The organism is Enterobacter sp. PL1 (assembly GCF_945957325.1).
In the GTDB taxonomy this organism is placed as follows: Bacteria; Pseudomonadota; Gammaproteobacteria; order Enterobacterales; family Enterobacteriaceae; genus Enterobacter; species Enterobacter roggenkampii.
This window is the reverse complement of record NZ_CAMFKT010000011.1, coordinates 84,885-106,438: the sequence shown is the minus strand read 5'-3', so window position 1 is coordinate 106,438 and position 21,554 is coordinate 84,885. Positions and strand designations below refer to the sequence as shown.

Below are 21,554 nucleotides of genomic sequence, written 5' to 3'. Positions count from 1 at the left end.
TTGTCATGAGTCGTAAACAACTGGCCCTGTTCGAACCGTCATTAGTTCGCCAGGCGCTCATGGATGCGGTGAAAAAGCTGAGCCCGCGCGTGCAGTGGCACAACCCGGTGATGTTTATCGTCTGGGCGGGAAGCGTCCTGACCACCGCCCTGGCGATTGCCATGGGAACGGGCCATATGCCGGGAAATGCGATGTTTACCGGCGCCATCAGCCTGTGGCTGTGGTTTACCGTGCTGTTCGCCAACTTTGCGGAAGCGCTGGCGGAAGGCCGGAGCAAAGCCCAGGCCAACAGCCTGAAAGGGGTGAAAAAGACCGCCTTCGCACGCAAGCTACGTGAGCCGAAGTACGGCGCGCAGATGGACCACGTTCCGGCAGATGAACTGCGTAAAGGCGATGTGGTGCTGGTGGAAGCCGGTGACATCATCCCTTGCGACGGCGAAGTTATTGAAGGGGGCGCATCGGTCGATGAGAGCGCTATTACCGGCGAATCCGCGCCGGTGATCCGTGAGTCCGGCGGCGATTTCGCCTCCGTGACGGGCGGGACGCGCATTCTCTCCGACTGGCTGGTGATCCAGTGCAGCGTTAACCCGGGTGAAACCTTCCTCGACCGGATGATCGCCATGGTGGAAGGCGCACAGCGCCGTAAAACGCCAAACGAGATTGCCCTGACCATCCTGCTGGTGGCCCTGACCATTGTCTTCCTGCTGGCAACCGCGACGCTCTGGCCGTTCTCTGCCTATGGCGGCACCGCGGTCACCGTCACGGTGCTGGTGGCGCTGCTGGTTTGTCTGATCCCCACCACCATCGGCGGCCTGCTGTCGGCCATCGGCGTGGCCGGCATGAGCCGTATGCTCGGTGCCAACGTCATCGCCACCAGCGGGCGTGCGGTAGAAGCCGCCGGTGACGTGGATGTGTTGCTGCTGGATAAAACCGGCACCATCACCCTCGGTAACCGCCAGGCGTCGGATTTCTTACCCGCCCCGGGCGTGGATGAAAAAACGCTGGCGGATGCCGCCCAGCTCTCATCCCTTGCCGATGAAACCCCGGAAGGCCGCAGTATTGTGATCCTCGCCAAGCAGCGCTTTAACCTGCGCCAGCGCGACGTTCAGAGCCTGCACGCCACGTTCGTGCCCTTCACGGCGCAAACCCGCATGAGCGGCATTAACATTCAGGATCGCATGATCCGTAAAGGCTCGGTTGACGCCATCCGCCGCCACATCGAGGCTAACAACGGTCACTTCCCGCCGGAAGTGGACAGCCTGGTCGAAAGCGTGGCCCGTCAGGGGGCGACGCCGCTGGTGGTGGCCGAAGGCGCGCGCGTGCTCGGGGTCATTGCCCTGAAGGACATCGTCAAAGGCGGCATCAAGGAGCGCTTTGCCCAGCTGCGTAAAATGGGGATCAAAACGGTGATGATCACCGGGGATAACCGTCTTACCGCCGCGGCGATTGCTGCCGAAGCGGGCGTGGATGATTTCCTTTCCGAAGCCACACCGGAAGCCAAGCTGGCACTGATTCGTCAGTATCAGGCGGAAGGCCGTCTGGTGGCGATGACCGGTGACGGGACCAACGATGCTCCTGCCCTCGCGCAGGCCGACGTGGCGGTGGCGATGAACTCCGGTACCCAGGCCGCAAAAGAGGCGGGCAACATGGTCGACCTCGACTCTAACCCGACCAAGCTGATTGAAGTGGTGCACATCGGCAAGCAGATGCTGATGACGCGCGGTTCGCTGACCACGTTCAGTATCGCCAACGACGTGGCGAAGTATTTCGCCATCATTCCGGCCGCGTTTGCTGCGACCTATCCGCAATTAAACGCCCTGAACGTGATGCACCTGCACTCTCCGGCCTCGGCCATTCTGAGCGCAGTGATTTTTAACGCCCTGATTATTGTCTTCCTGATCCCGCTGGCGCTGAAGGGCGTGAGCTATAAGCCGCTCACGGCGGCCGCCATGCTGCGCCGCAACCTGTGGATTTACGGCCTGGGCGGGCTGGTGGTGCCCTTCGTCGGTATCAAGGTTATCGACCTGCTGTTGACGCTGTTCGGCCTGGTTTAAAAGGTGAATCAAATGACCATGTTACGCCCCGCTATACTTCTGTTCATACTGCTGTCTCTCATTACCGGCGGGCTGTACCCGCTGGTGACCACCGCGCTGGGCCAATGGTGGTTTAAGGATCAGGCTAACGGCTCGCTGTTACTGCAAAACGGTGAAAACCGCGGCTCTCGCCTGATTGGTCAGAACTTTACGGATGCCCGCTACTTCCAGGGACGCCCTTCCGCCACTGCCGAAAGCCCGTATAATCCGATGGCATCCGGCGGCAGCAACCTGGCGGGCAGCAACCCGGAGCTGGACAAAGCCGTCGCTGAGCGCGTGGCAGCCCTGCGCGCCGCGAATCCGCAGGCCAGCCGCGAGGTGCCCGTAGAGCTGGTGACCGCCTCGGCCAGCGGGCTGGACTACAGCCTGACGCCGGCAGCGGTGGCCTGGCAGATCCCGCGCGTCGCCGCCGTCCGTCAGTTGACCGTGGAACAGGTGAGCAAGCTGGTGGCAGAGCACACGCAAAAGCCGCTGGTCAGCTTCATCGGCATGCCCGTGGTAAATATTGTTGAGCTGAATCTGGCGCTGGACGCGCTAAGGAAAAACTAAATGACCGACGAGCCCATGCGCCCGGATCCGGACAGGCTGCTCGAACAAACAGCTGAAGCCCATCGCGGCAAACTGAAAATTTTCTTTGGCGCCTGCGCGGGCGTCGGGAAAACCTTCGCCATGCTGACGGAAGCCCAGCGGCTTCGGGCGCAGGGGCTCGATATTCTGATCGGCGTGGTTGAAACCCACGGACGTAAAGAGACGGCATCACTGCTGAAGGGGCTGGCTACCCAGCCGCCCCGCCGCATCAGCCACCGCGGTCGGTTAGTCACCGAATTCGATCTCGATGCCGCCCTCGCCCGCCGCCCCGCGCTAATCCTGATGGACGAGCTGGCGCACAGCAATGCGCCAGGCTCGCGCCACCCCAAACGCTGGCAGGACGTTGAAGAATTACTTGAAGCCGGTATCGATGTGTTCACCACGGTTAACGTTCAGCATCTCGAAAGCCTGAACGACGTGGTCAGCGGCGTGACCGGCATTCAGGTACGCGAGACGGTGCCCGATCCCTTCTTCGATTCCGCGGATGAAGTGGTGCTGGTCGACCTGCCGCCCGATGATTTGCGCCAGCGCCTGCACGAAGGCAAAGTCTATATCGCCGGCCAGGCCGAGCGCGCCATCGAACATTTCTTCCGTAAAGGCAACCTGATTGCCCTGCGCGAGCTGGCCCTGCGCCGAACCGCCGACCGGGTGGACGATCAGATGCGCGCCTGGCGCGACCTGCAGGGCCAGGAACGCGTCTGGCACACGCGGGATGCCATCCTGCTGTGCGTGGGCCACGGCAGCGGCAATGAAAAGCTTGTCCGCACCGCCGCGCGCCTGGCGGCCAAATTTGGCAGCGTCTGGCATGCGGTGTATGTTGAAACGCCGCAGCTGCACGCGCTGCCCGAAAACCAGCGTCGTGCGATCCTGAGTTCGCTGCGCCTGGCGCAGGAGCTGGGCGCGGAAACCGCCACCCTTTCCGATCCGCAGGAAGATAAAGCGATTCTGCGCTACGCGCGCGAGCATAACCTGGGGAAAATCGTCATCGGCCGTCGCCAGCATCGCCGCTGGTTTAGCCGCGAATCCTTTGCCGACAAGCTGGCCCGTCGCGCGCCGGATCTGGATCTGGTGATCGTGGCGCTGGATGACAAACCTACTCCCTTACCCAATCGCGCGCCGGACAGCCGTACCTTCAGCGATAAATGGCGCATTCAGCTTCGCGGCTGTCTCGTCGCCGTCGTGCTCTGCGCCCTGATTACCGTGATTGCCAGCCAGTGGCTGATTGCGTTTGATGCCGCCAACCTGGTGATGATCTACCTTTTGGGCGTGGTGGTGGTGGCGCTCTTCTACGGGCGCTGGCCGTCGGTCCTGGCGACGGTGATCAACGTCATCAGCTTCGATCTGTTCTTTATTGCCCCCCGCGGTACGCTGGCCGTCTCGGACGTGCAGTACATCCTCACCTTTGCCGTCATGCTCACCGTCGGGCTGGTGATCGGCAATCTGACGGCGGGCGTGCGCTATCAGGCGCGCATCGCCCGCTATCGCGAACAGCGCACGCGCCATCTCTATGAGATGTCGAAATCGCTGGCGGTGGGCCGCACGCCGCTGGATATCGTGCAGACCAGCGAGCAGTTTATCCGCTCGACGTTTCATGCCAGCAACCTGATTTTACTCCCGGACGAACACGGCAAGCTGCGCCCGCTGACCTCCGCCACAGGCATGACGCCCTGGGACGAAGCCATCGCGCGCTGGAGCTTTGACAAAGGCTTACCGGCGGGCGCAGGGACCGACACCCTCCCCGGCGTGCCCTACCAAATTCTGCCTCTGCGCAGCGCCGATAAAAATCAGGGGCTGGTCATCGTGGAGCCTTCCAACCTGCGCCAGCTGATGATCCCCGAACAGCAGCGTTTACTGGAGACGTTTACGCTGCTGGTTGCCAGCGCGCTGGAACGACTGGCCCTCACCGCCAGCGAGGAACAGGCCCGGCTGGCAAGCGAGCGTGAAAGCATTCGTAACTCGCTGCTGGCGGCGCTGTCTCACGATCTGCGTACCCCGCTCACCGTCCTGTTTGGTCAGTCAGAAATTCTGACGCTGGACCTGGCGGCGGAAGGCTCGAAGCATGCCCTTCAGGCCAGCGAGATCCGCCAGCACGTGCTGAATACCACGCGCCTGGTGAATAACCTGCTCGACATGGCGCGTATCCAGTCGGGCGGATTTAACCTCAAAAAAGAGTGGCTCACGCTGGAAGAGGTGGTGGGCAGCGCGCTGAAAATGCTCGAGCCCGGCCTGGGCGGGCGACATATTGCGCTGAACATGCCCGAGCCCCTGACCTTAATTCATGTTGATGGTCCGCTGTTTGAACGGGTGCTGATCAACCTGTTGGAAAATGCCGCCAAATATGCGGGCGCCAGCGCGCAGATTGGGGTGGATGCGACGGTGGACGACGGCGCGCTTCGCCTTAACGTCTGGGATACCGGCCCGGGCATTCCTGCCGGGCAGGAGTTGGCTATTTTCGAGAAATTCGCGCGCGGCAATAAGGAGTCGGCCATTCCGGGCGTGGGGCTGGGGCTGGCCATTTGCCAGGCGATCATTGACGTGCATGGCGGCTCCATTTCCGCGGAGAATCGTGCGGAAGGTGGTGCGCGTTTTTGTGTTACACTTCCTCTGGAAACCCCGCCAGAACTTAATGAATTACCAGAGGATTTGTGATCAACGTTCTGATTGTTGAAGATGAGATCGCTATTAGCCGTTTTCTGCGCGCTGCGCTGGAAGGAGACGGTCTGCGCGTCCATGATGCAGGTACGCTTCAGCGGGGGTTAATTGAAGCCGCCACCCGCAAGCCGGACCTGGTGATCCTCGATCTGGGTCTCCCGGACGGTGACGGCATCGATTTTATTCGTGAAGTCCGTCAGTGGAGCCAGATGCCGATTCTGGTGCTCTCCGCCCGTACTGAAGAGACGGATAAAATCGCCGCGCTGGATGCCGGGGCGGATGACTACCTGATTAAACCGTTTGGCATCGGCGAGCTACAGGCTCGCCTGCGCGTGGCGCTGCGTCGCCACAGCGCCACCACGCCTGCCGATCCAACCTACACGTTTGGGGATATCCGGGTTGACCTGGCCGCGCGGCGCATTGTGCGCGGCGAAGAGGAAATTCACCTCACGCCCATCGAATTTCGCCTGCTCGCCGTGCTGCTCAACAATCACGGCAAGGTTCTCACCCAGCGCCAGCTGTTAAGTCAGGTGTGGGGACCCAACGCCGTGGAACATAGTCACTATTTACGCATATATATGGGGCACCTTCGTCAGAAACTCGAAGTCGACCCCGCTCGCCCTCGCCATTTATTAACTGAAACCGGTATCGGTTATCGGTTTATGCTCTGAATAACTATTCATTTTATTTTTAAATAAAATCAAAACCTCTCAGAAAATATTTCATAAATAATCCAATCGATATTTTTTGGGTTATTTATGTCCATTTAAAACATTTGCAATACATCCTGTTAACCCGATATCAACAAATCAGAATTTTGATCTGCGATATTCATCAAAAACGACTATTTATTTCTAAAATGATCGGTTAACGGTGATCTCCTTCACAGTTAATCGCGTTTTCCTGGATAAAATGACCGTGCTTTCAATTACTGAAAGGAAAATAAATCATGGAAAACAACAATCGTTTAATGCCCCATATAAGGCGGACAACACATATCATGATGTTTGCCCACCGAAACTGCTTTGACTTTCATCTCTTTAATGCCCGGTAGTCCTTCGACTTCTGGCGCATTCGCTTACAGGTTACCCTGAAACCTCTTATTTTACAGGCCATTGCCTGTGAACGCGTGCGCTCATTCATTTTGATTCAGACCCTTCCGCACCGGGCGGACTGAATTTCAATCATCAAAAAAGCAATGTACTGATTTTAATCAGCAGCCACCCTTTGCTTTTTTTCCGGAAAATTATCGATTTCTTTTTTACAAGAAATCGAGGGACGCTTATTACCTAAAATAAAGAGAGAAAGATGAAAAGTTTAAAAATCGCAGCCAGCCGCGCATGTCCGGATTGCTTTACCACCCAGCGTGAACTGGTGGATGTCCGGGCCTCGGATTATATCGACGTTGCCGCTATTGTGCTGGCGGTCAGTGATATTACCGATGGCATACTGGAAGAAATAGAAGCCACCGGATTTGACATTCCTGTTTTTGTCGCGACGCATAAAGAAGAATTCATTCCGGCAGATTATTTATCGCGCATTCATGGCGTATTTGAGTATTCAGACACCAGTAACGACTTTTATGGACGACAGCTGGAGGCGGCTGCCCTGAAGTATGAAACCCAGCTGCGCCCGCCGTTTTTCCGCGCTCTGGTCGACTATGTAAAACAGGGCAACAGCGCGTTTGACTGTCCGGGGCATCAGGGCGGCCAGTTCTTCCGCCGCCATCCTGCCGGCAATCAGTTCGTTGATTTCTTTGGCGAGACGCTTTTCCGCGCCGATCTGTGCAACGCCGACGTGGCAATGGGCGATCTGCTGATCCACGAAGGCGCGCCGTGCATCGCACAGCAGCATGCGGCGAAGGTCTTTAATGCCGATAAGACCTATTTCGTGCTCAACGGCACCTCGTCATCCAACAAAGTGGTGCTGAACGCCCTGCTCACCCCGGGCGACCTGGTGCTGTTCGACCGTAATAACCACAAATCCAACCATCACGGTGCCCTCCTTCAGGCAGGCGCAACGCCGGTCTATCTGGAAACCGCGCGCAACCCGTACGGCTTTATCGGCGGCATTGACGCCCACTGTTTTGAAGAAAGCTATCTTCGCGAGCTGGTGGCAGAAGTCGCACCCGGTCGTGCACGCGATGCGCGTCCGTTCCGTCTGGCGGTGATCCAGCTGGGCACCTACGATGGAACCATCTACAACGCCCGCCAGGTGGTGGATAAGATTGGGCACCTGTGTGATTACATCCTGTTTGACTCGGCCTGGGTGGGTTACGAGCAGTTTATTCCAATGATGGCCGACTGCTCGCCGCTGCTGCTGGAGCTGAACGAAAACGACCCGGGGATTTTGGTTACCCAGTCGGTGCATAAACAGCAGGCCGGCTTCTCCCAGACCTCGCAAATTCACAAGAAAGACAGCCACATCAAAGGCCAGCAGCGCTATGTCCCGCATAAGCGGCTGAATAATGCCTTTATGATGCACGCCTCCACCAGCCCGTTCTATCCGCTGTTTGCCGCGCTGGACATCAACGCCCGTATGCATGAAGGCCAGAGCGGCCGCAACATGTGGATGGACTGCGTGGTGAACGGGATTGAGGCGCGAAAACTAATCCTGGAGAACTGCCAGTATCTGCGCCCCTTCGTGCCGGAGACAGTGGATAGCCGTCCGTGGGAAAGCTGGGACACGGCGGAGATTGCGACCGATCTGCGCTTCTTCCACTTCGTACCGGGTGAAAACTGGCACGCTTTTGAAGGCTACGCCGAGCATCAGTATTTTATCGACCCGTGCAAGCTCCTGCTGACCACGCCGGGCATTAACGCCCGCACCGGGGAGTATGACGGCTTCGGCGTGCCTGCCACCATCCTCGCCAACTTCCTGCGTGAAAACGGCATCGTGCCGGAGAAATGCGATCTCAACTCGATCCTGTTCCTGCTCACGCCTGCGGAAGATATGGGCAAGCTGCAGCAGCTGGTGGCGCAGCTGGTGCGTTTCGAAAAACTGCTCGAGAGCGATGCTCCATTAAAAGAGGTGCTGCCTTCCATCTGCAGACAACATCCGGAACGTTACGCGGATTACACCCTGCGCCAGATCTGCCAGGAGATGCATGACCTGTACGCCCGTCACAATGTCAAACAGCTGCAGAAAGAGATGTTCCGCAAGTCTCACTTCCCGCGCGTGATGATGAACCCGCAGGACGCGAACTACGCCTATCTGCGCGGAGAAGTGGAACTGGTCTCCCTGCGCGACGCGGAAGGCCGCATCGCCGCGGAAGGCGCCCTCCCTTATCCACCGGGGGTATTGTGCGTGGTTCCAGGGGAGGTCTGGGGCGGCTCCGTGCTGCGCTACTTCGCCGCGCTGGAAGAAGGCATCAACCTGCTGCCGGGCTTCGCGCCGGAGCTGCAGGGTGTGTACGTCGAAGAGTGCGAGGGCCGCAAACAGGTTCGCTGTAACGTCATCAAACAACCCGCCGCTCAGCCCGCGCTGCTGAAAGGAGAGAAATTATGAGTAAGTCCAATAAGATGGGCGTGGTGCAGCTGACCATCCTCACCATGGTGAACATGATGGGTTCAGGGATCATTATGCTGCCCACCAAGCTTGCCGAAGTAGGAACCATTTCAATTATCTCCTGGCTGGTGACCGCCGTCGGCTCGATGGCGCTGGCGTGGGCGTTTGCCAAGTGCGGGATGTTCAGCCGCAAGTCAGGCGGCATGGGGGGCTACGCCGAGTATGCCTTTGGCAAGTCGGGCAACTTTATGGCCAACTATACCTACGGGGTGTCACTGCTGATCGCCAACGTGGCGATTGCCATCTCCGCCGTGGGCTACGGTACGGAGCTGTTTGGCGCGACGCTTAGCCCGGTACAGATTGGCCTGGCCACCATCGGCGTGCTGTGGATCTGCACCGTGGCTAACTTTGGCGGGGCGCGTATCACCGGACAGCTCTCCAGCATCACCGTCTGGGGCGTGATTATTCCAGTCGTCGGCTTGTGCATCATCGGCTGGTTCTGGTTCAGCCCGACCCTGTACGCCAACTCCTGGAACCCGCACCATGTGCCGTTCTTCAGCGCAGTCGGCTCTTCTATCGCCATGACGCTCTGGGCCTTCCTGGGCCTGGAATCCGCCTGCGCGAACGCAGAAGTGGTTGATAACCCTGAAAAGAACGTGCCGATTGCGGTCCTCGGCGGTACGCTGGGCGCGGCGGTGATCTATATCGTCTCGACGAACGTCATTGCGGGCATCGTTCCGAACATGGATCTGGCCAACTCCACGGCGCCGTTCGGACTGGCCTTCGCGCAGATGTTCACGCCGGAAGTCGGGAAAGTGATTATGGGTCTGATGGTCATGTCATGCTGCGGTTCACTGCTTGGCTGGCAGTTCACCATCGCACAGGTATTTAAATCTTCGGCTGATGAAGGTTACTTCCCAAAAATCTTCTCCCGCGTCACCAAAGCCGATGCACCGGTGCAGGGCATGCTGGCGATTGTTATCTTCCAGAGCGGATTGTCGCTGATGACCATTAGCCCGTCGCTGAACAGTCAGTTCAACGTGCTGGTCAACCTGGCGGTGGTGACGAACATCATTCCGTATATTCTGTCGATGGCGGCGCTGGTGATTATTCAGAAGGTTGCGAAGGTGGATCCGCGCAAGGCGCGTGCGGCCAATATCGTGGCGCTGATTGGCGCAATCTACAGCTTCTATGCGCTCTATTCCTCCGGCCAGGAAGCGATGCTGTATGGTGCGATGGTGACCTTTATGGGCTGGACGCTGTACGGTCTGGTGTCACCACGGTTTGAATTGAAGAATAAGCACAGTTGAAAAAAAGCCCGGTGGCGCTAGCGCTTACCGGGCCTACGATCGTTGTTGTAGGCCGGGCAAACGCAGTGCCGCCCGGCACACAAACCGCACTTACGCGTTTTTCAGCACTTCGCTGACAATCTCTACCGCTTCTTTCTCAATCTGCTGACGATGCTCAGCGCCGAGGAAACTTTCGCAATAGATTTTATAGGCATCTTCCGTGCCGGATGGACGCGCAGCGAACCAGCCGTTTTCGGTCATCACTTTCAGCCCACCAATGGAGGCGCCGTTACCCGGTGCCGCCGTCAGACGCGCGGTGATCGGATCGCCCGCCAGGGTGCTTGCACTGACCATCTCCGGAGAGAGTTTGGACAGGGCCGCTTTCTGGGCAGACGTTGCGCTGGCCTGAATACGGTTATAGCTTGGCGCACCAAAGCGTGCTGCCAGGTCGTTGTAATGTTCCTGCGGGTTTTTACCGGTGACCGCGGTGATTTCCGCCGCCAGCAGGCACATGATGATGCCGTCTTTATCGGTTGACCACGGCGTGCCGTCGAAGCGCAGGAAAGAGGCCCCCGCGCTCTCTTCACCACCGAAGCCAAAGCTGCCGTCGTGCAGACCGCCAACAAACCATTTGAAGCCCACAGGTACTTCCACCAGCTTGCGGCCCAGCGCCTCGACCACGCGGTCGATCATCGCGGAGGACACCAGCGTTTTACCGACAGCCACCTCTTTGCCCCACTGCGGACGGTGCTGGAACAGGTAGTTGATCGCAACGGCCAGATAGTGGTTCGGGTTCATCAGCCCGGCAGGAGTGACGATACCGTGACGGTCGTAATCCGGGTCGTTCGCAAACGCCAGATCGAATTTATCACGCAGCGCCAGCAGGCCCGCCATCGCGCACTCGGAGGAGCAGTCCATGCGGATCGCGCCGTCTTTGTCCAGGTGCATAAAGCGGAAGGTCTGATCGACGTGATCGTTTACGATGGTCAGATCCAGCTTGTAGTACTCGGCGATACGTTTCCAGTATTCAATACCGGAGCCGCCCAGCGGATCCACGCCCAGCTTCAGGCCGGCTTTCTGGATAGCCGCCATATCGACGATCTCCGCCAGCCCTTCCACGAACGGCTGAACCAGATCCTGCTCCGTCACGTGGCCGGACGCCATGGCCGCATCCAGAGAGATGCGCTTCACGCCTTTCAGACCGTCAGCCAGCAGGGCGTTCGCACGATCTTCCACCACTTTGGTGACGTTGGTGTCTGCCGGGCCACCGTTAGGCGGGTTGTATTTGATGCCGCCGTCTTCCGGCGGGTTGTGGGATGGCGTGATCACGATACCGTCAGCCAGCGCGCCACCTTTTTTGTTGTGCACCAGGATGGCGTTAGAGACCGCAGGCGTTGGGGTGAAGCCGTTGTTCTCCTGAACAATCACATCGACGCCGTTCGCAGTCAGAACTTCCAGCACGGAGATAAAGGCCGGTTCAGACAGCGCATGGGTATCTTTCCCCACGTAGCAAGGACCGGTAACGCCATTTTTAGCGCGCTCTTCCGCAATGGCCTGAGCAATGGCCAGAATGTGCGGTTCGTTAAAGCTGTGGCGAGCCGCGCTGCCGCGGTGACCAGATGTACCAAACTTCACTGCGTGTTCTGCGTTGCCCACGACCGGCTTCAGCACGTAATACTGCGCGGTCAGCTGAGCGACGTTAATCAAATCGCTTTGTTGTGCAGGTTGGCCTGCACGGCTGTGATTTGCCATTACCGGGTCCTTCTGATGCAAGGGTTAAATTGTACCGCAAACCTTCTCAATCAATTCCGCCGGGAACTGCATGGACTGCATGATGTGTTCAATCATGCTGCACTTGCGGCCCGTATTGGTATTGGTGATCACCCAGTACGGGGTGCCAGGAACATGTTTGGGTTTGGTTTGATTGCCATTTTGCAGCAGCGTCTGCTCGTCGCCCGCGAAGTAGACGCGAGTACGACCGTGCAGCGACTCGGTCGCTTCAGCAAACGCTTTGTTATCCAGTGAATAAAGTGTAGACAGCACCAGCATAAAGCGGTTAACCGCCTTTTTTTGCTCCGCATATTCATCGGAAAGCAGCAGCTCGCGCATCGCGCGCACTTTATCTTTTGCCGGTGTCACGGCAGGTTTTGCTTGTGCAACAACGCTTGGCTGAGACACGACATCTTTGGTGACTGGGGTAGCAGGCTGTGAAGCGGCGGAAATTTTAAGCATGCGCCGTAAAATGTCGGACGCGCTCTCCCCGATATGCCGCGTCTGGCTGGCAATATACTGATAGAGTTCGTCATCAACTTCGATTGTTTTCATCTTAATCCAGTGCGATATCTTATCTGAATACAAGTCATTGGGATTATAAGGTCAAATCCCAACAGCGGATAGCGTCAAACCAGGTTGGCGGCAAAAGTCAGATTAAACTGGAACCTTGCAGCCGGGCGGCAGAATGGTCAACATGATACCCTAACCTGACATACGTAAAAAAAGAACTTTGCCATGAAATTGAATACCCGAGCGCAAACTGCACAATCGCCGAACAATAATTCTCCCATCGTGCTGGTTCACGGGCTTTTTGGCAGCCTGGATAACCTGGGCGTGCTGGCGCGCGATCTGGTTACCGACCACGATATTCTTCAGGTTGATATGCGCAATCACGGTCTTTCCGGCCGTTCCGACGAGATGACCTACGCGGCGATGGCGCAGGATCTGCTGGATACACTGGACGCACATAGCCTTCAGAAGGTAACGCTGATCGGGCATTCAATGGGCGGTAAAGCGGTGATGGCCCTGACGGCGCTGGCCCCGGAGCGTATTAACGGCCTGGTGGTGATTGATGTTGCGCCCGTGGATTACGACGTCCGCCGTCACGACGAAATTTTTGCCGCCATCAATGCGGTCACCGAAGCGGGTGTCGCGACGCGTCAGCAGGCAGCTGCCGTCATGCGTGAGCATCTTGATGAAGAAGGCGTCGTCCAGTTCCTGCTGAAGTCGTTTGTTGACGGGCAATGGCGTTTTAACGTGCCGGTGCTCTGGAACCAGTACAACAATATTGTGGGCTGGCAAACCGTACCCGCCTGGCCACACCCTACCCTCTTTATTCGCGGTGGCAATTCCCCTTACGTTACCGACGCGTACCGCGACGCCATACTGGCGCAATTCCCGCAGGCTCGCGCCCACGTCATTGCCGGAGCCGGACACTGGGTGCATGCGGAAAAACCTGACGCCGTGCAGCGCGCCATTCGCCGCTATCTTGCTGATACTGCAAATTGATTAAAAAGAGAGCGACTGGAAGGCTGCGGGCTTCCAGTCGTTGGCGCGCCGTTTTTGGTGATGTATGATGGCGCGCTTATCGCCCGGGCATTAGCAGGGCGGCGTGTTTCCCCCGAAGTCTCAGAATCATGGCCAAAGAACAAACGGACCGTACGACACTAGATCTGTTCGCGAATGAGCGTCGCCCGGGACGACCGAAGACGAATCCGCTTTCGCGCGATGAACAGCTGCGTATCAATAAACGCAATCAGCTTAAACGCGATAAAAATCGTGGGCTTAAGCGTGTCGAACTTAAGCTCAACGCCGACGCTGTCGATGCGCTTAACGAGCTGGCCGACGCGCGAAATATTAGCCGCAGCGAGCTCATTGAAGAGATGTTGATCGCCCAGCTTGAGATGCTGCGCAGCCAGGCATAAGTCTGAAAATTCCCTTAATTACCCTTTTCATGTAGCACAGAGTGCAGTCCTGCGCGATAGCTGTTTCCGCAGGGTTGCCAGTTCTGCTATTATTGCCCTTATCCGTGGCCGAATTGCGCCACCATACTATTAAGTTTCAAGAGGTTATTTTACTCATGGCAATCATCGGCATTTTCTTTGGCAGTGATACCGGCAATACCGAAAATATCGCGAAAAACATTCAAAAACAGCTCGGTAAAGACGTTGCTGATGTGCATGACATCGCCAAGAGCAGCAAAGAAGATCTCGAAGGCTATGACATTCTGCTGCTGGGTATTCCGACCTGGTACTACGGCGAAGCCCAGTGCGACTGGGATGATTTCTTCCCGACGCTGGAAGAAGTGGACTTCAACGGTAAGCTGGTTGCCCTGTTTGGCTGTGGCGACCAGGAAGACTACGCCGAGTACTTCTGTGACGCGCTGGGTACCATCCGCGACATCATTGAGCCGAATGGCGCTGTGATCGTCGGCCATTGGCCAACCGCCGGTTACCACTTCGAAGCGTCCAAAGGCCTGGCCGATGACGATCATTTCGTGGGTCTGGCCATCGACGAAGACCGTCAGCCAGAACTGACTGCAGAGCGCGTCGAGAAATGGGTTAAGCAGATCCGTGAAGAACTGCACCTGGACGATATTCTCAACGCCTGATTTTTATCGCGGCGCAACGGCGGTTGCGCCCGCGCACCAGGTCAAACCGATTAAATTAATTGCTACAATCTTTTAACTTTTTCGCCCAGACCTGTACAATGTCTCCCTGATAAAATGTGGTTTTCCACCGAGCAAGTTTGTTGGTGATACCCCATTTTTATAAGCATATTTTGCCTGAGACTTGCAGTTTTCATTTAGCCATGGCAGTTCTATAATGAGACGCATTATCCCGGGTGCATTTTCTGTCACTTCCTACAGAAGTGAATCGTTTAGCAACAGGACAGATTCCGCATGACTGACAACAATACCGCATTAAAGAAGGCTGGCCTGAAAGTTACGCTTCCTCGGTTAAAAATCCTCGAAGTGCTTCAGGGTCCAGACAATCACCATGTCAGTGCGGAAGACCTTTATAAACGTCTTATCGACATGGGTGAAGAGATTGGGCTGGCTACCGTCTATCGCGTGCTGAACCAGTTTGATGACGCGGGCATTGTCACCCGTCATAATTTCGAAGGTGGTAAATCTGTCTTCGAACTGACCCAGCAGCAGCACCACGATCACCTGATCTGCCTCGACTGTGGCAAGGTCATTGAATTTAGCGATGACTCTATCGAAGCGCGCCAGCGTGAAATCGCCGCGCGTCACGGCATCCGTCTGACCAACCACAGCCTGTACCTTTATGGTCACTGCGCTGAAGGCGATTGCCGCGAAAATGAACATGCGCATGACGCAAAATAAGTGAGTGTTCATACTCTGAGCCAGCCGTAAGGTTGGCTTTTTTTTGCCAGAAAAAAGCCCGGTGGCACTGTGCCACCGGGCGTAAAGCAACTTATTTATTGTTATTGCGTATCTCGTTCCAGATCTTATCGCAACGCTTCGCCACTTCCTGATCGTTACCGGTTTTACGTGCCTGGATACAGGCCTGGTAATCCATCACGCGGACATTCTCCTGCGTCGCGAACTGCTCGTGCGCTTTCTCTTTCTTCAGCACGTTCAGCACGCTCTGGCAGGCTTCAATTTTCTCCGGCGAACCTTCCGCTGTATTAATACAGGCGCTGTAGGCCTCCTTGAGGCGGGAGTCCTCTTTCGGTGCCTGAGTCTGGGCACACGCCACCAGCCCCGATGCCAACAGCGCGACGATTACGATTTTTTTCATCATTTGCAGTCTCCGGTCCGGCGGGATCTAACCCGCCGGACGATTCATCAGAAGATGGTGAACGGTGCGATAACCATGAATTTCACGTCACGTTCATCCTGGAAGATGTTGCCGTAACCGCCCGCGTAGCTCGGGATATCGGAGTGGTTGTCGTACTGGGTGAAGTGCAGTTTGAACATCGTGCCTTTCGCGCGGCCATCCTGCAGGGTATAGATAGCATCCAGGCTGTAGGAAGACTCTTTCAGGCGATAGTTTGGATCGTAGTAAGCATCCGGTGTTGCCATGTCGGCTGGTTTTGCATCCCAGGCGTAAGCGTAAGAAGCGCCCACCGCCCAGCCCGGCAGGTTCCAGTTTTTCAGGTCATACATCGCGCCGAAGAAGACTGCTTTCTCACCGTCGGCGTTGAAGTCGGAGCGGTTATCCCACCAGATATCAAGACGACCGTTGGAGGAAGCATAGGTCGGGGTCATACGCTGCAGGAAGTAGCCCTGCTGCCCTTCCGCTTTCACCCATGTGCCTTCCAGACGCAAATCAACCTGACCGACCTTGTAGCCGAAGGTTAACGCCTGCAGCCACGCGGTGCCGTCGTAGATATCATTGACGCCACCGTTACTGACTTTGTCGCGCGTACCGTAGAACTGGTAGCTGGTACTCAGCGGGCTACCCGCAATATCAAACTTATAGCTGGCCTTGGCAAAGTATTGATCGATATAGCCTTGCGCCTGGCCGAATGCCGCTTCGAGAACCAGATCGTTTTTGAAGTCGTATTTCGCACCCAGCGAGTGGAGGTAATCGACTTTGGTTTTCTTATCGTTCTGGTAGAACTTGTCCATTTCAATGTGCCACGGTGCTTTGTACTCGTTGGTCCACATATAGGAGAAGCTCAGCGCACCTGCGTCACCGTAGTCAAAGTTAGCCCCGGCTTCTGCACCCTGATAGGTACCCGGCATAAAGCTCCAGTGTGGGGCTAACAGCGTCTGGCCGGTTGGCTGAATATAGCCCCCACGCGCCCAGACCGGGCCGTATTTAAATTTCGCTGCGGCTTTGTAGAGGCTGATACCGCTCTTATCCCCGGACCAGTCTTCATCATAGGCTTTGTTGCTGGAGGAGAAGGCGATTTCGTTCGGGTGGCCGCTGTCGCCGTTTTCCGCCATTTCGATCGCGGTGAACGCGGCGATATCCAGACCGAACATATCCGCGGCGTAGCCTGACTGGAAGTCCAGGTTGGCGTTCCAGGTGGAGTGCGAGAGGTTGGTTTTGTATTTATCTTCAGTGACGTCTTTACGGTCACGCTCACGCTGCCAGTAATAAATACCGCCCGTGAGGGTGGAATCTTCGATGAAACCCGCTGCTTTTGCCTCTGGCGCAATCACCAGGCCCGACATTGCTGTCACACCGGCAATAGCCAGCGCCAGCGCACTACGTTTGCCACTGAACGTACGCATAGATTATTCCTCTTTGACGAATTAAAACGCCTGAAACGGCGTAAATAAAAAAGACCAAATGGTCAGGGGTAGTGTTAAATACCCTCGAATTAACTACCGTCTTTAGGTTATTTTTCGCGACGCGAATTATCAATGCTTTTCAGCGGGCAAAAGTCAGGATTATGACGAAGTGCACATAATTGGTAGTGCTTTGTAACATTTACAGGAAGGCGAGGAATGACGGGAAATTCTCAGCTATTTCAGTGTCCAGGCGTGGGATCGGTTTCCTTTTTTATAACCCTTTTGAATTTCGTAATGGCACAAACTTTTTTTTAAAAAATAAGTAGCACCTCATTGACCTGTTATTTTCATGACACCCCTTTAACCCCTGGCTTAATACTCTGATCGTTAAATAAAAAAACGCCGCATAATGCGGCGTTTGTTTCTCATTGACCAGAGCAGCAATATTATTCGCCGATCTTCGTCCAGGTATCACGCAGGCCCACGGTACGGTTAAATACCGGTTTTTCCGCCGTGCTGTGACGGCTGTCCAGGCAGAAGTAACCTTCACGTTCGAACTGGAACGCTTTGCCTGCTTCAGCCGCTTTCAGAGAAGGCTCCGCATAACCCTGCTTGATCACCAAAGATTCCGGGTTAATGGTCGCCAGGAAGTCTTCCGCCGCACCTGGGTTAGGCACGCTGAACAGGCGATCGTACAGACGAATCTCTACCGGCAGCGCGTGGGATGCGCTCACCCAGTGGATAACGCCTTTCACCTTGCGGCCATCCGCCGGATCTTTACTCAGCGTCTCAGCGTCATAAGTACAGAAGATGGTGGTGATATTTCCTTCCGCATCTTTTTCTACGCGCTCGGCTTTGATGACGTAAGCATTACGCAGACGCACTTCTTTACCCAGCACCAGACGCTTGTACTGCTTGTTAGCTTCTTCGCGGAAGTCAGCGCGGTCAATCCAGATCTCGCCGCTGAACGGCACGTCGCGGCTTCCCATTTCCGGTTTGTTCGGATGGTTAGGCATGGAGACCAGCTCGCTCTCGCCCTGCGGATAGTTTTCGATAACCAGCTTCACCGGGTCGATAACGGCCATCGCGCGCGGGGCATTTTCATTGAGGTCTTCACGAATGCAGGATTCCAGAGACGCCATCTCAATGGTGTTGTCCTGCTTGGTCACGCCGATACGCTTGCAGAACTCACGGATTGACGCAGCGGTGTAGCCACGGCGGCGCAGACCCGAGATGGTTGGCATACGCGGGTCGTCCCAGCCCTCAACGTGCTTGTCGGTGACCAGCAGGTTCAGCTTACGCTTGGACATCACGGTGTATTCCAGATTCAGACGAGAGAACTCGTACTGACGCGGATGCACAGGAATGGTGATGTTATCCAGCACCCAGTCGTACAGACGACGGTTGTCCTGGAACTCCAGCGTACACAGCGAGTGGGTGATGCCTTCCAGCGCATCGCTGATGCAGTGGGTGAAGTCGTACATCGGATAGATGCACCACTTGTTGCCGGTCTGGTGGTGTTCTGCGAACTTGATGCGGTACAGCACCGGATCGCGCATCACGATGAACGGAGACGCCATATCGATTTTGGCACGCAGGCACGCTTTGCCCTCTTCGAAGCCGCCGGCACGCATTTTTTCAAACAGCGCCAGGTTCTCTTCCACGCTGCGATCGCGGAACGGGCTGTTTTTACCCGGTGCGGTCAGCGTACCGCGGTATTCACGGATCTCATCTGCAGACAGTTCGTCTACATACGCCAGACCTTTGTTGATGAGCTCTACCGCGTAGGCATACAGCTGATCAAAATAGTCAGAGGAATAGCAGATATCGCCAGACCAGTTGAAGCCCAGCCATTGCACGTCATTTTTGATGGACTCAACGTATTCGATGTCTTCTTTTACTGGGTTGGTGTCATCGAAACGCAGGTTGCACTGTCCCTGGTAGTCTTGCGCAATGCCAAAGTTCAGGCAGATGGACTTCGCATGCCCGATATGCAGGTAGCCATTCGGCTCCGGCGGGAAACGGGTATGAATTGTGGTGTGCTTACCACTGGCCAGATCTTCATCGATGATCTGACGAATAAAGTTACTCGGGCGGGCTTCTGCCTCACTCATCGTGGATTCCTCAAAGCGTAAACAACGTATAACGGCATATGATCTTATAAGCCGGACGTAGTGACAACCCTTAGTTACGGAAAATACGTATCTGATGAAAATAATGGGGGCATTTGCTGCAAAAAAAAGCGGCGGAGGATATCCCCCGCCGCTTAAGGCATGACTCTACTCAGGATCGATTACTTGCCTTTAATCTCATACAGCGGGGTTTGACCCGCAACAACCTGACCTTTCGCCTGGATGACCAGACCGCTGAAGTCGTCAATGTTGCTGCAAACCACCGGGCTAATCATGGAACGCGCGTTGGCATTCAGGAAGTCCAGATCCATTTCCAGAATCGGCTGCCCGGCCACCACTTCAGCGCCCTCTTCCACCAGGCGAGTAAAGCCCTGACCATTCAGCGCAACGGTATCGATACCCATGTGGACAACGATCTCCGCGCCCTTTTCGGTTTCGAGGCAGAACGCGTGATTGGTGTTGAAGATTTTCACGATGGTACCGGCAGCAGGAGACACCACGGTTTTATCCGTTGGTTTCACCGCCACACCGTCACCGACCGCTTTGCTGGCGAACGCTTCATCAGGTACCTGCTCAAGGTCAACGACATCACCCGTTACCGGAGAGACCAGCGCGGCCACCGTCACGGCGTTAGGCACGGCCTGCGGCTTCGCTACCGGGGCAGCCGTCGACGCAGGTGCGCTGTCGGCTGATGCTGCCGCAACCGGACCGCGGGCAACCACTTTCTTCATTTCGTCACCGATGGATTCCGCTTTGGCACCCACGATAACCTGGATAGTTTGTTTGTTCAGTTTAACCACGCCCGATGCACCAAGGCGTTTACACATTGCGTCGCTGACGCGCGCAGAGTCACCTACCGTCAGACGCAGACGAGTGATACAGGCATCAATGGCTTTCAGGTTGTCAGTCCCCCCGACGGCAGCGATATAGCTGGTCGCCAGCTGGGTCAGACCCTCTTCGGTGTTGCTGTTGGCTTCGCTGGTGACCACTTCGTCTTTGGTGTCTTCGCGGCCCGGCGTTTTGAGGTTAAACATACGAATAACCGCAGTGAACAGCACGAAGTAGATGACGAAGAAGACCAGACCCATTACCACCAGCATCCAGACGTTCTTGCTTGCCGCCGGCAGGTTGTACATCAACACGTAGTCGATCGCGCCTGCAGAGAAGGAGAAGCCAGCATGGATACCCAGCAGGGTCGCCACAAACAGGCTGATACCGGTCAGGACCGCATGCATGAGGTACAGCACCGGCGCCAGGAACATGAACAGGAATTCCAGCGGCTCGGTTACACCGGTCAGGAACGCGGTAATCGCAACGGACAGCAGCATGCCGCCAACCATTGGGCGACGCGCTTTTGGCGCAGCCAGGTACATTGCCAGCGCAGCGCCCGGCAGACCAAACATCATGATTGGGAAGAAGCCAGACATGAACATGCCTGCGGTGCCGTCACCCGCGTAGAAGCGGTTGATGTCGCCGTGGAATACGGTGCCCGCAGCATTGGTGAACTCACCAATCTGGAACCATGCGATAGTGTTCAGCACCTGATGCAGACCGGTTGGGATCAGCAGACGGTTGATAAAACCAAAGATACCTGAGCCAAGTGCACCCGCTGAAACAATCCACTCACCACCCGCATGGATCGCATGCTGTACCGGTGGCCAGACGTAGCCAAAGATAGCGGCCAGAACCAGACAGAAGAAACCTGTCGCGATCGGCACGAAACGTTTGCCGCCAAAGAAACTCAGGAAGTCTGGCAGCTTAATGTTTGCCCAGCGGTTGTACACAGCACCACCGACCAGACCGGTAATGATACCTGCCAGCACGCCCATGTTGATTTCTGGGTTAATGGTTACCATCGCTTTCGTCAGGATGAAATAACCGACTGCCCCTGCCAGCGCTGCGGCACCCGCGCTGTCTTTTGACCAGCTAGAGGCAACACCGATGGCGAAAATCAGCGCCAGGTTGTCAAAAATGGCACCGCCAGCCTGAGCAATAAACGGTACGTTGAGAAGATCGGGTTGCCCGAATCGCAGCAGCAGCGCTGCAACCGGTAGCACGGCGATAGGGAGCTGCAAAGCCCTACCGAGGCGCTGGAAAAAACCTAAAATATTCATCCTATTCCCCCTACGAGACCCTTTTTCAGGCTCGCGCATAAACTATGTTTTTATTGTGTCACGAACGATAGATACCGTTGATAATTCACTGGCAGTCTGAGTGTGTGAAAAATTAATTCGTATCGCAAATTAAACACCTATTTTTTGTGATTTTTGTCACCAAATATCGTATTCAGCCCTCCCTTACACTGGCT

At 56.1% G+C, this 21,554-nt stretch carries 17 protein-coding genes; 11 read left to right on the top strand and 6 right to left on the bottom strand.

What is annotated here, in order from left to right; genetic code table 11:
• The first annotated feature begins 5 nt into the window (after positions 1–5).
• From kdpB to potE, 7 genes are all read left to right on the top strand, one after another.
• Positions 6–2,054, top strand: coding sequence for a potassium-transporting ATPase subunit KdpB (gene kdpB, locus N6P30_RS12245; protein ID WP_008501077.1), 2,049 nt, complete (start codon positions 6–8; stop codon positions 2,052–2,054).
• 12 nt (positions 2,055–2,066) lie between these two features.
• Positions 2,067–2,642: a potassium-transporting ATPase subunit KdpC gene (kdpC, locus tag N6P30_RS12240; protein WP_023293017.1), complete on the top strand. Its 576-nt coding sequence runs from the start codon at positions 2,067–2,069 to the stop codon at positions 2,640–2,642.
• The gene (gene kdpD / locus N6P30_RS12235; protein WP_032663954.1) at positions 2,643–5,330 is read left to right on the top strand and encodes a two-component system sensor histidine kinase KdpD; all 2,688 of its coding nucleotides are present in this window, start codon (positions 2,643–2,645) and stop codon (positions 5,328–5,330) included.
• Positions 5,327–6,004 carry a two-component system response regulator KdpE gene (kdpE, locus tag N6P30_RS12230; RefSeq protein WP_008501074.1) on the top strand — a complete coding sequence of 226 codons (678 nt, stop codon included), beginning with the start codon at positions 5,327–5,329 and terminating at the stop codon, positions 6,002–6,004. The genes kdpD and kdpE overlap by 4 nt, the downstream gene beginning before the upstream one ends.
• Positions 6,005–6,282: 278 nt before the next feature.
• Positions 6,283–6,387 (top strand): leader peptide SpeFL, encoded by a 105-nt coding sequence (gene speFL / locus N6P30_RS12225; protein WP_003858645.1) that lies wholly within the window; start codon positions 6,283–6,285, stop codon positions 6,385–6,387.
• A gap of 254 nt (positions 6,388–6,641) precedes the next feature.
• The gene (gene speF, locus N6P30_RS12220) at positions 6,642–8,840 is read left to right on the top strand and encodes an ornithine decarboxylase SpeF (RefSeq protein ID WP_023293019.1); all 2,199 of its coding nucleotides are present in this window, start codon (positions 6,642–6,644) and stop codon (positions 8,838–8,840) included.
• Positions 8,837–10,150, top strand: a complete 1,314-nt coding sequence (gene potE / locus N6P30_RS12215; protein WP_008501072.1) for a putrescine-ornithine antiporter — start codon at positions 8,837–8,839, stop codon at positions 10,148–10,150. Before speF ends, potE begins: the two co-directional genes overlap by 4 nt.
• Positions 10,151–10,240: 90 nt before the next feature.
• On the opposite strand, the gene pgm is transcribed toward potE, so the two are convergent.
• Entirely contained in the window at positions 10,241–11,881 is a 1,641-nt protein-coding gene (gene pgm / locus N6P30_RS12210) for a phosphoglucomutase (alpha-D-glucose-1,6-bisphosphate-dependent) (protein ID WP_023293020.1), read from the bottom strand.
• A 24-nt stretch (positions 11,882–11,905) separates the two neighbouring features.
• Positions 11,906–12,454 carry a replication initiation negative regulator SeqA gene (seqA, locus tag N6P30_RS12205; protein ID WP_008501070.1) on the bottom strand — a complete coding sequence of 183 codons (549 nt, stop codon included), beginning with the start codon at positions 12,452–12,454 and terminating at the stop codon, positions 11,906–11,908.
• A gap of 183 nt (positions 12,455–12,637) precedes the next feature.
• Between seqA and ybfF the strand changes: the two genes are divergently transcribed.
• From ybfF to fur, 4 genes are all read left to right on the top strand, one after another.
• Complete coding sequence (gene ybfF, locus N6P30_RS12200; protein ID WP_032663956.1) at positions 12,638–13,411, top strand: esterase; 774 nt, start codon at positions 12,638–12,640, stop codon at positions 13,409–13,411.
• 128 nt (positions 13,412–13,539) lie between these two features.
• Positions 13,540–13,827, top strand: coding sequence for a LexA regulated protein (gene ybfE, locus N6P30_RS12195; RefSeq protein WP_008501068.1), 288 nt, complete (start codon positions 13,540–13,542; stop codon positions 13,825–13,827).
• A 155-nt stretch (positions 13,828–13,982) separates the two neighbouring features.
• On the top strand, positions 13,983–14,513 hold the full coding sequence (gene fldA / locus N6P30_RS12190; RefSeq protein ID WP_008501067.1) for a flavodoxin FldA: 531 nt from the start codon (positions 13,983–13,985) through the stop codon (positions 14,511–14,513).
• A 291-nt stretch (positions 14,514–14,804) separates the two neighbouring features.
• Positions 14,805–15,251: a ferric iron uptake transcriptional regulator gene (gene fur / locus N6P30_RS12185; protein ID WP_008501066.1), complete on the top strand. Its 447-nt coding sequence runs from the start codon at positions 14,805–14,807 to the stop codon at positions 15,249–15,251.
• Between the two features lie 91 nt (positions 15,252–15,342).
• Here fur and chiQ read toward each other — a convergent pair whose 3' ends face one another.
• The 4 genes from chiQ to nagE form a co-directional block, all read right to left on the bottom strand.
• Positions 15,343–15,669 (bottom strand): ChiQ/YbfN family lipoprotein, encoded by a 327-nt coding sequence (gene chiQ, locus N6P30_RS12180; RefSeq protein WP_025912725.1) that lies wholly within the window; start codon positions 15,667–15,669, stop codon positions 15,343–15,345.
• Positions 15,670–15,716: 47 nt separating this feature from the next.
• On the bottom strand, positions 15,717–17,114 hold the full coding sequence (gene chiP, locus N6P30_RS12175; RefSeq protein WP_023293022.1) for a chitoporin ChiP: 1,398 nt from the start codon (positions 17,112–17,114) through the stop codon (positions 15,717–15,719).
• A 446-nt stretch (positions 17,115–17,560) separates the two neighbouring features.
• Positions 17,561–19,228 carry a glutamine--tRNA ligase gene (gene glnS / locus N6P30_RS12170; protein WP_008501063.1) on the bottom strand — a complete coding sequence of 556 codons (1,668 nt, stop codon included), beginning with the start codon at positions 19,226–19,228 and terminating at the stop codon, positions 17,561–17,563.
• A gap of 179 nt (positions 19,229–19,407) precedes the next feature.
• Positions 19,408–21,360 carry a PTS N-acetyl glucosamine transporter subunit IIABC gene (gene nagE, locus N6P30_RS12165; protein WP_021242996.1) on the bottom strand — a complete coding sequence of 651 codons (1,953 nt, stop codon included), beginning with the start codon at positions 21,358–21,360 and terminating at the stop codon, positions 19,408–19,410.
• Between the last annotated feature and the right edge of the window lie 194 nt (positions 21,361–21,554).

What these genes read in the sequence shown, in the direction of transcription:
- kdpB (WP_008501077.1), top strand. Translation starts at nt 6, where the DNA reads ATGAGTCGTAAACAACTGGCCCTGTTCGAACCGTCATTAGTTCGCCAG.
- kdpC (WP_023293017.1), top strand. Translation starts at nt 2,067, where the DNA reads ATGACCATGTTACGCCCCGCTATACTTCTGTTCATACTGCTGTCTCTC.
- kdpD (WP_032663954.1), top strand. Translation starts at nt 2,643, where the DNA reads ATGACCGACGAGCCCATGCGCCCGGATCCGGACAGGCTGCTCGAACAA.
- speFL (WP_003858645.1), top strand. Translation starts at nt 6,283, where the DNA reads ATGGAAAACAACAATCGTTTAATGCCCCATATAAGGCGGACAACACAT.
- speF (WP_023293019.1), top strand. Translation starts at nt 6,642, where the DNA reads ATGAAAAGTTTAAAAATCGCAGCCAGCCGCGCATGTCCGGATTGCTTT.
- potE (WP_008501072.1), top strand. Translation starts at nt 8,837, where the DNA reads ATGAGTAAGTCCAATAAGATGGGCGTGGTGCAGCTGACCATCCTCACC.
- pgm (WP_023293020.1), bottom strand. Translation starts at nt 11,881, where the DNA reads ATGGCAAATCACAGCCGTGCAGGCCAACCTGCACAACAAAGCGATTTG.
- seqA (WP_008501070.1), bottom strand. Translation starts at nt 12,454, where the DNA reads ATGAAAACAATCGAAGTTGATGACGAACTCTATCAGTATATTGCCAGC.
- ybfF (WP_032663956.1), top strand. Translation starts at nt 12,638, where the DNA reads ATGAAATTGAATACCCGAGCGCAAACTGCACAATCGCCGAACAATAAT.
- ybfE (WP_008501068.1), top strand. Translation starts at nt 13,540, where the DNA reads ATGGCCAAAGAACAAACGGACCGTACGACACTAGATCTGTTCGCGAAT.
- fldA (WP_008501067.1), top strand. Translation starts at nt 13,983, where the DNA reads ATGGCAATCATCGGCATTTTCTTTGGCAGTGATACCGGCAATACCGAA.
- fur (WP_008501066.1), top strand. Translation starts at nt 14,805, where the DNA reads ATGACTGACAACAATACCGCATTAAAGAAGGCTGGCCTGAAAGTTACG.
- chiQ (WP_025912725.1), bottom strand. Translation starts at nt 15,669, where the DNA reads ATGAAAAAAATCGTAATCGTCGCGCTGTTGGCATCGGGGCTGGTGGCG.
- chiP (WP_023293022.1), bottom strand. Translation starts at nt 17,114, where the DNA reads ATGCGTACGTTCAGTGGCAAACGTAGTGCGCTGGCGCTGGCTATTGCC.
- glnS (WP_008501063.1), bottom strand. Translation starts at nt 19,228, where the DNA reads ATGAGTGAGGCAGAAGCCCGCCCGAGTAACTTTATTCGTCAGATCATC.
- nagE (WP_021242996.1), bottom strand. Translation starts at nt 21,360, where the DNA reads ATGAATATTTTAGGTTTTTTCCAGCGCCTCGGTAGGGCTTTGCAGCTC.